Annotated in this window: 8 protein-coding genes and 1 pseudogene; 4 read left to right on the top strand and 5 right to left on the bottom strand. The window is 65.7% G+C overall.

Translation table 11 applies throughout. The annotated features are described in order from the left end of the window. Nucleotides 1-232 precede the first annotated feature (232 nt). From AC1D1G_RS33960 to AC1D1G_RS33980, 5 genes are read right to left on the bottom strand one after another with little or no spacing between them, the layout of a single operon-like run. Nucleotides 233-1,696, bottom strand: coding sequence for a benzaldehyde dehydrogenase (locus tag AC1D1G_RS33960; RefSeq protein WP_477955507.1), 1,464 nt, complete (start codon nt 1,694-1,696; stop codon nt 233-235). Further along, nucleotides 1,693-3,084 carry an MFS transporter gene (locus AC1D1G_RS33965; protein ID WP_477955509.1) on the bottom strand — a complete coding sequence of 464 codons (1,392 nt, stop codon included), beginning with the start codon at nt 3,082-3,084 and terminating at the stop codon, nt 1,693-1,695. Before AC1D1G_RS33965 ends, AC1D1G_RS33960 begins: the two co-directional genes overlap by 4 nt. Before the next feature lie 2 nt (nt 3,085-3,086). After that, complete coding sequence (locus tag AC1D1G_RS33970) at nt 3,087-4,169, bottom strand: amidohydrolase family protein (protein ID WP_477955510.1); 1,083 nt, start codon at nt 4,167-4,169, stop codon at nt 3,087-3,089. Next, nucleotides 4,166-5,752 (bottom strand): aldehyde dehydrogenase family protein, encoded by a 1,587-nt coding sequence (locus AC1D1G_RS33975; RefSeq protein ID WP_477955511.1) that lies wholly within the window; start codon nt 5,750-5,752, stop codon nt 4,166-4,168. The genes AC1D1G_RS33970 and AC1D1G_RS33975 overlap by 4 nt, the downstream gene beginning before the upstream one ends. Next, entirely contained in the window at nt 5,749-6,453 is a 705-nt protein-coding gene (locus AC1D1G_RS33980; protein WP_477955512.1) for a nuclear transport factor 2 family protein, read from the bottom strand. The genes AC1D1G_RS33975 and AC1D1G_RS33980 overlap by 4 nt, the downstream gene beginning before the upstream one ends. 384 nt (nt 6,454-6,837) lie before the next feature. Between AC1D1G_RS33980 and AC1D1G_RS33985 the strand changes: the two genes are divergently transcribed. The 4 genes and pseudogenes from AC1D1G_RS33985 to AC1D1G_RS34000 all read left to right on the top strand — a co-directional run. Continuing rightward, complete coding sequence (locus tag AC1D1G_RS33985) at nt 6,838-7,392, top strand: IclR family transcriptional regulator (RefSeq protein WP_477955513.1); 555 nt, start codon at nt 6,838-6,840, stop codon at nt 7,390-7,392. Nucleotides 7,393-7,520: 128 nt separating this feature from the next. Then, nucleotides 7,521-8,969, top strand: a complete 1,449-nt coding sequence (locus AC1D1G_RS33990) for a carotenoid oxygenase family protein (RefSeq protein WP_477955515.1) — start codon at nt 7,521-7,523, stop codon at nt 8,967-8,969. 171 nt (nt 8,970-9,140) lie between these two features. Next, nucleotides 9,141-10,347, top strand: a pseudogene (locus AC1D1G_RS33995) (aldehyde dehydrogenase family protein); the annotation flags it as partial. A 316-nt stretch (nt 10,348-10,663) separates the two neighbouring features. Beyond that, on the top strand, nt 10,664-10,974 hold a 311-nt coding region (locus AC1D1G_RS34000), incomplete at its 3' end, for a Rieske 2Fe-2S domain-containing protein (protein ID WP_477955516.1).

Genomic DNA, 10,974 nt, shown 5'->3' on the forward strand with positions numbered 1-10,974 from the left:
TTGCGGGAGATGCCCTGCTCTCGGCACAGGCGGGACACGTTCACCCGTGCCCCGCCTGCGACCGCCGAGACCGCGGCCACGATGTCCGGATTCATCGAAAACCCTTTTCCACCCATGCCCGATTGTCACGGGCACGGGTCGTCAGTGTCCTCGATGTCCTGAGACATCAACCGTCCTGCATGTCCTGAACTCAGACACAACCATCGGTGATTGACAAGTACTCACAGGTTCGTCAGAAGGGGTAGGTCGGAAGAGTGGATTGCGCCGTCACCCACTGGGTTTCGGTGAACGCCTCGAGATTGGCGGCGATGCCGCCGATCCGGCCACCGTTGCCGGAGGATCCGRTGCCGCCGAAGGGAATCACGGCCTCGTCGGCGACTGTCTGATCGTTGATGTGCACCAGCCCGGTCGGAATCCGCTCGGCCAGTTCGAGTGCGCGCATGGCGTCGCGGGACAGGATTCCCAGCGACAGTCCGTATTCGCAGTCGTTGGCGATCGCCACCGCTTCATCCAGCGTCGCGAACGTCGTCACCGGTGCAACCGGTCCGAACACCTCGTCGGCAAACGCCGGCGCAGAGGTCGGGACATCGGCGAGAACGGTGGGTCGGTAGAAAAGGTCCTCGTAGCTACCGCCCGCCGCCAGTCGCGCACCGGCGTCGACACTGGCCCTGACGAGAGAATGCACTCGGTCTCTCTGTTTCTCGTCGATCAGCGGTCCGAGGGCCACCTGCTCGGTGAACGGATCGCCGACGGTCAGCCTGTCAGCACGTTCCACAAGGGCTGTCACGTAGTCGGCGGCGATCGATTCGTGTACCAGATGCCGCCCGGATGTCATGCAGATCTGGCCCTGGTGCATATACGAGCCGAATGCGCCGACCGACGCGGCCTTCTCGATGTCGACGTCGTCGAGCACGATCAGCGCGTTGTTTCCTCCCAGTTCGAGGTGGGCTCGTTTGAGGTGCCGCCCGGCGAGTTCGCCGATTACCCGGCCCGCGGCGGTCGATCCGGTGAAGGCGATCACGCGTACACCGGGATGGACCACCAGGGCCTCGCCGGTGTCGGCGCCTCCTGGCAGCACGCTCAACAGCCCCTCGGGGAGACCCGCCTCCTCGAAGATGCGGGCGAGCACGACACCACCGCAGAGCGCGGTGCGCGGGTCGGGCTTGAGGACCACCGCATTTCCGAGCGCCAGCGCCGGGGCCACTGCCCGGATCGCGAGGATGATCGGGAAGTTGAACGGCGCGATCACGCCGACCACTCCCACCGGGATGCGCCGGGAGAAGCTTATTCGCGGCTGCTCCGACCGCAGCACCTCGCCGTACGGATGCGCCGCCACGGCGGACGCGTTGTAGCACTCCTCCGCCGCCACGTGAGTCTCCAGTCCAGCCTTGGCTCCGATGCCGCCGCTCTCCCGGATCACCCACTGCTGAATTTCCTCGGCGTGCTCCTCGAGCAGCCGTCCTGCCCTCCTCAGCACGGCGGCGCGTTCCGTGAACGGCTTTGCCGCCCATGCTTTCTGTGCCTCCACGGCCTGGGCGACCGCGGCATCGACGTCCTCGGGCGTGGCTCCGCCGACCGTGCTCAGTTGTTTGCCGGTGGCCGGTTCGATCACGGGAAGGTCCGGCCCGTGACCGGGTACCCAGGATCCCGCGAAGACGGCGGATTCCCAGACTGGAGTGGCGAGTAGCTCGGTCATCGTGTTGTCATCCCTTTCGTTTCTGAAGAAGCGCTTTCGGTATCCCGTACCACCAGTTCGCGATCCGGTGGCAGGTCGGTCGGCTGGCCTGTGACCCGCGATCGGGCGTGTACGGCGAACACCACTGCGGAGATACCCACCAGCACACCTACGAGCGCGTACACCGTGGCCGACGAGAGCATTCCGAGAAGATATCCGGCGGCAATCGGGGACAGGATACCGACGATTCGTGCCACGCCGAGAACGAATCCGAATCCGGTGGTGCGCACACGAGCCGGGAAGGCTTGCGGAATGACCCCGTAGTAGCCGCTGACTCCGGCGTTGAACATGATCCCCAGCGCCAGCGCGGCGACATAGGGGGCGGAACCGGTGGCGATCGAATAGGCCATCACCGCCGTCGCGACGGCCGCCAGCGCGAGCACCACCACTGTGAGGGGCCGGATGCGCGTGATCCCCGTGAGCAACCCGAACCCGACGCATCCGACGATGCCGCCCAGCGGGAGCAGCAAACCCACGTTGATGCCGGTCTCGGCGGAGCCGGTGGCCTGGGTGATCAGTTGCGGGGTCCACCCGAGGATGAAGTAGAACCCGGCCATCAGCGCAGCGAACCCGATCGTGAGCAACACCGTGGAGCGAGCGGTACCCCGCGTGAACAGGTCCGAGTAGCGGCCTTGTACGGGTGGCGGTTCGTCGGAGACTGCCGCCTCGCCGATCTCGGACAACGGACGTCCCATCCGCGAGGCAAGTCGGTGCAGTCGCCGAACGGATTTGTCGTCCCGGCGGGTGACGAGGTAGTCGAGCGATTCGGGCACCACGGCGACGGCGACGGCGAGAACCACCGCAGTAGCGGCGGCGCCGAACAGGAACACCGCTCGCCAACCGTGGGCAGGGATGAGGTCGCCTGCCAGGAGTCCGCCGAGCACACCTCCCGCTCCGTTGGCGGTGGCGAACAGTGCCATGGTCAGTCCGAGCCGGCGCCGCGAGGAGTACTCGGCGATGATGACGCCCATCGTGGCCATCACACCGCCGATCCCGACGCCCGTGATCACCCGGGAGGCCAGGAGGTGTTCGAAACTGCCGGCCACTCCCGAGTACAACATTCCCGTCGCGGCGACGGCGAGGCTGCCGAGCGCCACGATTCGGCGGCCGTAGCGGTCGGCTATCGGTGCCAGAATCAGCGAACCCATCGCCATGCCCGCGGTGGATGCGCTCAGTGCGTAACCGAGCGTGCTGGGCGAGATACCCCATTCGTCGGCTACGTAGTGCGCCGAGAAGGACATCGCGATCACGTCGAAGCCGTCGACGACCATGACGGCGAGACAGACTGCGATGGTGATGATCTGGAATCGGCTCATGGCCGAGTCCTTGATGTCGTCGAGAATGGTCACAATCAGCTCCCGAGAGAAAGCGAGTGAGGTGCGCCCGCGGTTGTGGGTGTCCGTAGTCCGAATACGTCAGTGGCGATGGTTTCGAAGAACGCCTTCTTCTCTTCTTCGGAAATCGGCAGGGTGTCCTGTGCTCTCACCTCTTCGGCGACGAACTGGTACGGGTAGTCCATGGCGTACATCACTCGGTCGGCTCCCACGACCTCACGTGCGAAGAGAATGGCGGGCTGCCAAGGCATTCCGCTGGTCGTGAGCCAGATGTTGTGCCGGAAGTACTCACTGGGCTTGCGTTGCAGCGGACGGATCGCGTCGTAACGGCCGGCAGCGACCTGAGCGGCATGCATGTAGTCGATCCGGTGAAGCCAGTACGGCAGGGCCTCGCCGAGATGCCCGACAACAAGTTTCAGCTTCGGGTACCGGTCGAACAAGCCGGAGGTGATCAACTTCAGCAGGTGCATGCCGGTCTCGACACCGAACCCGAAGATCGCGCCGTCCAGGCCGGACTTCTGGAGAGGACCGATCATTTCGTTGTTCGGCGTGTTCGGGTGCAGGTACACCGGGACACCGAGGTCCTCGGCGGCCTCGAAGACGGGCTGGTACTTCGGCTCGTCGAGGTAGCTTCCTGCTATGTGGGAGTTCGCAATGATGCCACGAAGTCCGAGATCGCCTACGGCACGATCGAGTTCCCGGACCGCCGCATCGGGGTCCTGGAGGGGCAGCGCGGCGAGCGCAGAGAACTGGTCCGGGTGACGACGACACGCATCCGCGAGGCGGTCGTTGGTGACTGTGGCGATCTCGCGGGCTGCGGCGGCGTCCAGGACGTTGGTGCCCGGGGAGGTGAGCGCGAGGATCTGGTGGTCGATGCCGGTGGCGTCCATGTCGGCGAGCCGCTCGTCGCCCAGGTCCTGCAGCCGGCGGCGCACGGCAACCGGTTTCGGGGCACTACTGCCCAAGTAGAAGCCCATGAGGGATTCGAAGCCGCGGTCACCCGAGCTTCCCGACTCGAGCAACCTGCGGTACAGATCGAACAGTTCGGGCGGGGCGTATGCCTCTTCGGTCGCAATCCGCCGATAGCCTGTGTCGGTCACTGATCCGTCCCTTCGATCGAATGCGGTGTGGTCCTGCGGAGGTGATCCCAGCGGGCGATGCCCGGCAGATCCGCCGCGGCATCGGCGAACCTGATGATGGCGTGCTCCTCGGTACACGCACTCAGCGAGTACTCACCATGGGTGCGGCCGAGGCCGGACTGTTTGATTCCTCCGAACGGCGCCGACGGGACGGATGCGCCCAGCCTGTGCACGTTGACGAACGTGCTGCCCGACTCGATTCGCCGCGCGACACTCCGGGCGTGGTCGAGGTCCTGCGACCAGACCGAGGAGGCGAGACCGAAGTCGGTTCCGTTGGCGGCGGCGACGGCCTCGTCGTCGCTGTCGAACGGCAGGATCGGGATCACGGGGCAGAACTGTTCGGTGACCACCAGTTCGTCGTCCGGGTCGAGTCCGGTGACCACGGTGGGAAGCACGTAGTAGCCCTCGTCCCACCGTGCGGAGTCCGCGATCCGCCCCATGCTGCGCACGTGTGCGCCGGCGGCACGGGACTGGTCGATCAACCGGTACGCGCGGCGGTACCCGTCTTCGGTGGCGAGCGGCCCGAAGTCGGCGGTGGGGTCGAAGCCGTCGCCGACGACGATCTGTCCCGCCAGGTCGGTGTATGCGGTGACGAACTCGTCGAAATGATTGCGATGCACATAAATTCGCTTGACGTTGAGGCAGATCTGGCCGGCACAACCGAGGCTGCCTGCCACCAGCTCCCGGACCATCGACTCGTCGACAACGGCGGATTCGAGCACCACCGCGGGGTCGTTGCCCCCGAGTTCCATGGCGACCTTCTTGACCGTCGCCGCACTCGTCCTCATCACCTCACGCCCGCCGGCGATCCCGCCGGTGAAGAACACACCCCGGATGTCCGGGTGCGACGTCAGGGCCGAGCCCGCCGTCGTACCGTCTCCGGGGACCACTGTGAGCACACCGTCGGGCAGCACGTCCGCCAGCGCGGTGAGCAGGGCGGTGAGACCGAGCGGGGCGACTTCGGGCGGCTTGACCACCACGGTGTTACCTGCGACAAGGGCAGGCGCGATCGCGGTGAAGGCCAGGTGAACGGGGGTGTTCCACGGGGAGATCACGGCGACCGGGCCGAGCGGAACCCGTCGGACCAGCACCTCGGCGGCACCGCCCGCCCCGGGAGCACCGCCGAGATCCACCACCCGTTCGGCGGCCCCGACATAGGAGGCGAATTCACGCAGAAGGCGTCCGGCTCCCCCGGCATCGCCCCGCGATTCGCCCAGCGTCTTGCCGATTTCGAGAGTCAGCAGCGTTGCGATGCGCTCGACGAGGCCGTCCGCAACTCCTGCAGCGACAGTCATCAGGTCCGCACGGCGGTCCGCCCCGAGGTCACGCCAATGAGGAAATGCCTCACGCGCCGCCGACACGGCCCGGTCGACGTCCCCGGCCCCGCAGCGTGCGTAGCGGCCGACCACCTCGCCGGTGCGGGCGGGATTGATCACCTCGCCGTAGGTGAGCGAGGTGGGGACGCGCGAGCCGGACGGATCGGCGGTCCTCCACCGGTCGGGTATCTGCTCCCGGAAATCGGCGGCGGTCGACGGTGCGCTCACGACTGCCAGGCCTCACCGGTGACGGGGTGGGCGTAGTGGAAGCCTACGACGTCCGTGTTCGGGAACAGCTCGTAACCGGGAACGATCTCGTCGGGTCCTACCGGGTCCTGCGGAAAGGTGACGGTGGGAATCACCTGGGTCATCGGCGGGGTCTGCGACCAGCCTCTGCCGTAGTCGGCGTGCCAGAACGGCCGGTAGTCGAGCCGCTTGATCTTCCACACCCCGTCTTCACGGACGTACTCGTTCTCGTACAGCGCCCCCTCCCACCACTGCTCGTACGAGGTCTTGCCGGGAAATTCATCCCGGACGGACTCGTGCACGCCGGCCTGCATGATGCAGCGGAACCGACCGTGCGCGGCAGTTCCGTCGGGATCGACCGTCACGACGTCCTGCAACTGCGGATGATCGAGCAGAAACCCGCGAACCGGGCCGTTGTGTCCCTGAGTGAATCGCTCCCGGAAGCGCTGCAGGTAGAGGCGTTCGATCCCGGCACGGCCCCGGTAGATGCCACCGCAGAACACCGCCTCGGCGTCATCGCTGAACAAGTCGGTCACCTCGGAGTACAGGCACTTGTCCAGGTAGTAGCCGTACTGGTGCTGCAATCGCCGCACCGCCAGCTCGCCCTCGAGCACGTCGACCCGCCGGGCCAGGCGCGCGACGGTGTCTTCTATCCGAGGGGCGAGAATCATCGTCTCGGTCATGGTCGTCCTCTTTCCCGAAGGGCTGGCACCCCGGCCCCCGAAAGCCGTGGACCGGCGCACTGGCATCATGTTCATGTGATGGTGATCACCGAATTAACACCGCGATGCGGAGCCGACTCAAGGTTGCGACCTGCCGATTCCGTCATGTGGGACAGTGCGGCACGATGACCCAGCTCAACCCCCGTAAGGAAACGTCGACGTCGGCCGAACTCGCCCTGAGGGCAGTACTCCTCATCGCCCAGCGCGGACAACTCACGGTCAGCGAGGTCGCCCGGGAACTGGACGTCGCATCGTCGACGGCGCATCGCATTTCTCACCAATTGCCGCCGCACAGGCTTCGTGCGGCAGGACAACCATGGCGGCCCTTACGTGATCGGTCCGGCGATGCACGAGATCGCACTCACGGTGACCGGTTCCCGAAACCTGCGCGAAGCAGCAGGATCGGTATTGGAGGAGTTACACGCGGACATCGAGGAAGCAGTCGCGTTCTACGTCCTCGAGGGCAAGTACGCACGAGTGGTCCAGAGTCTGCCGAGTACGCGGACCCGCCCCCCGGCACAGGCACTGGGAAAACTGTTTCCCGCGCACTGCACCGCCGGCGGCAAGGCCTTGCTGTCGCAGGAGTCGCCCGAACAGCTGCGGCGGCGGTTTCCGGGCGGACTGCTCGCCCGGTACAGCGAGCGGTCGATCACCGAGTGGACGGCGCTGCTCGAAGACCTTGCCAGGGTCCGTCAGCGCGGTTGGGCCGTGAGCGTCGGCGAGTTCGAACCGAACATCACCGGAGTGGCCGCTCCCGTCGTGCTCTCCACAGGCGCTGTCGTGGGGGCGGTGGTGCTGTCGGAACACGGATCGCGGCTGCACACGCGGTCGGAGATCGAGGCGCTGGCGCCGCGTGTCATGGAAGCCGCAGACACGATCACCGCGCGGATGCGGAACTGAGCATCGACCCTCCGCTGCGTTCCACATGACGGAATCGGGCGACCGGAACCTTGGCCCGCCTTCGGGACTGGTGATTGCGTGTGCGGGATCGCGAACGATCTCGCGTCCGGAATCCACAGGAGACACTCATGGTCCGCTTCCCCGTCACCGAAGACCCGTTCGAGGCTCCGATGCGAGTCGAGGCCGATATCACCGACCTCGAATGCACACAGGGTGAGGTCCCCGAGCACCTCGACGGCACGTACTACCGCGTGGTGGTGGACCGCCACTACCCCTCGTTCGTGGACCACGATCTCGCGCTGTTCAACTCCGACGGCATGGCGATGTCGTTCTCGTTCCAAAAGGGCCGCGTGGACTTCCGATCCCGATATGTACGGACTCCCCGCTTCATCGCCGAGGAGAAGGCCGGCAAGTCGCTGTTCGGCGCATATCGCAACAGCTTCACCGACGACCCATCGGTGGCCGGGATACGGCGCGGGCTCGCGAACACAAATGTCTTCTTCCACGGCGGTCGGCTGTACGCCTCGAAGGAGGACAGCCCGCCCATTCTCCTCGACCCCGTCACGCTCGAGACGCTCGGCGAATACGACTTTCAGGGCGCACTGACCGCGGAGACCTCCACCGCGCATCCCAAGATCGACCCTTGCACCGGTGAGATGGTGTTCTTCGGATACGCCGCCAAGGGCGAGGCGACACCGGACATCGCCTACTACGAGGCGGACTCCGGCGGGCAGATCATCCATGAGACCTGGATCAAAGCCCCCTACTCGTGCATGATCCATGACTTCGCGGTGACGCAGAACTACGTCGTCTTCCCCGTCGTGCCGCTGCGAAGTAGCAGCAACTGGATCGAACAGGGCAATGCCCAGTTCTTCTGGGATCCCGACGAGACGGTCTACCTCGGCGTCCTCCCACGCAAGGGCTCGGCGAAAGACCTCCGCTGGTTCCGTGGTTCCAACCGCTTCGCCAGCCACATCATGGGCGCGTTCGACGACGGCCGCTATCTGCACATCGACGCCCCGGTAGCCGAGACCAACTTCTTCCCGTGGTTCCCGGACATGACGGGTGCACCCTACGACCCCGAGCGAAGCAAGACGCGACTCTCGCGCTGGACCATCGACCTGTCGGGCACGTCGGAGGGATTCACGGAGCGCCGACTGATGGACGCGGCAGGTGAGTTCCCCCGCATGGACGACCGGCGAGAGACCCTGGAGTACAACTGGGGCGTGCTGGCGATCAACGATCTCCCTGGTAGTTGCAGGTCAGGTGGCGGGTTCCGGTGGGTCGGCACGGTCGACCTCCCCACCGGACGCGGCCACTTCTACGATCCCGGCGAGAACTCGACGGTCAGCGAGCCGATCTTCGTCCCCGGCCATCCAGACCAGGCCGGCCAAGGCCAGGGATATGTGTTCGTGGTGGTGGCGCGCCGCGACCTGATGCGCAGCGACCTGGTGATTCTCGACGCCCAGCACGTCGACCGGCCGCCCGTCGCGACGCTGTCACTGCCGATCCGCATCAAGTCCGGACTGCACGGCAACTGGGTCGGCGCCGACGAGCTGGCCGGCCGAACCGTGTAATCCCGAGACAGCGGATCGAGGCGCCGGAGGCGCACACCTACTCGGGAGCCTGGTCGTCGGGCTCGACCCCTTCCACCTGCTTCCGCTCGGACGCGTTGCCCGCGATGCCCTTCGCCTCGCATTCGGCCACCAACCGGTCTTCCATGCCATCGACGAGGTCTGCGATCGCTGGTGCTCCGGGAAGCGCTGATCGTGCCGACCCGGATGACCTTCATCACGCTCCTTCCGGGGTTGGAAACTCATGTGGCCGCCGAGGAGTGCTACAACGCACCCGCACTCGCCGCACACCCGTATGGCGAGATGCTGCGTTCGGAACAGCCGAGATTGAGCACCTCGCGCCGAATCCCGGTGGGTGTGGTGTGTGTGATCGCTCCGTTCAATTTCCCGATCATTCTCTCGATCAGAGCGGTGGCGCCGGCGCTCGCGCTCGGCAACGCAGTTGTTCTCAAGCCGGACCCGCGCACCGCACTCTGTGGTGGGTCGTGCTCGCCCGGATCTTCGAGGAGGCCGGTCTCCCCGAGAGTCTGCTGAGCGTACTTCCCGGCGGCGCCGACACCGATGAAGCCCTGGTGGCGCATCCCGACGTTCGGGTGATCGCCTTCACCGGCTCCACTGCGGCGGGCCGGGCAATCGGCGAGCTGGCCGGACGGCACCTCAAGCGCGCGCATCTCGAGCTGGGCGGCAACAATACTGATCGCGCTCGACGACGTCGATATCGACAAGGCGACCTCGGTGGGGGCATTCGGTTCGTTCATACACCAGGGGTAGATCTGTATGACGTTCAGGCGGCATCTGGTCCAACGAGTCGATCACCGCCGACTATGTCGCTGCTCTCGCCGAACGCGCAAACAAACTCCCCATCGGCGATCCGTTCACCGAGCAGGTCGCTCTCGGTCCGCTGATAGATGAGAAACAACGGAACCACGTCCATTCCCTCGTCACTGACAGTGTGGCGATCAGGGCACAGCTGGCAGCAGGCGGCACTCATGACGGCCTCTTCTACCGGCCCACCGTTCTCGCCGACGTCCCGACCCACACAACGGCATTCGCCGACGAGGTGTTCGGCCCGGTGGCACCGGTGACCACCTTCTCCCCCCTCGATCAGGCAGTGGCAATTGCGAACGATTGCCAGTACGGGTTGCCACTCGGCATCCTCTCCAACAACGCCATGCGAGCACTCGAACTCGCCGAACCCATCCCCACTGGGTTGGTTCGCATCAATGATCAAACCGTCGCCGACGAAGCAGTCATCCCGTTCGGCGGCACCGGAGCCTCCGGCACTGGCGCGCGCATCGGCGGCGTCGCCGCAAATATCGATGCATTCACCGAAACACAGTGGCTAACAGAGCAGTCCACCCTGGCTATTTATCCGTTCTGATAATGCTGCGCCGGCCGACCCAGCACGGCGGCCGGCGCCGCGACGGGCGAAAGCAAGTCGACCAAAGAACCCTCGACAGCATTCCCCCGGAAATCCCACCGACAAGGATCCGCAGGGACAGACTCGCGAGAAATGTTCACCCACTGACGGGCTGACTCCGGTTGCCCGAGGGCGACACAGAGGTAGCACCACACGAAACCTTCCGGCATCCGGAAATGGGCCTCGCAATGCGCACGGGGCATCGACACACTCACGTGAAAGAACTTATACGGCCGCCTTTCTCGGCCAGTACACGAACCTGCTAGTGGAGGAAATAATGTCCACGATCGCCCGCAACCAGTGGTACGTCGCAGCCTACGGCCGTGAGGTCGGACGCGAACTGTTCTCCCGCACCATCTGCGAGGAGCCGATCCTGTTCTGGCGCACCGAGGCCGGCGAGGCCGTTGCGATGAGCGACCGGTGCGTGCACCGCCGGTACCCGCTGTCCGAGGCACCGAGCCGGCTCGACGGCGACAAGGTGGTCTGCGGCTATCACGGTTTCACCTACGGCAGCGACGGCGGCTGCGTGTTCGTGCCCGGCCAGGCGCGCGTTCCCCGCACCGCCCGGCTGCGCTCGTACCAGGTGGT

It is taken from the genome of Rhodococcus sp. P3_B8 (assembly GCF_056402775.1).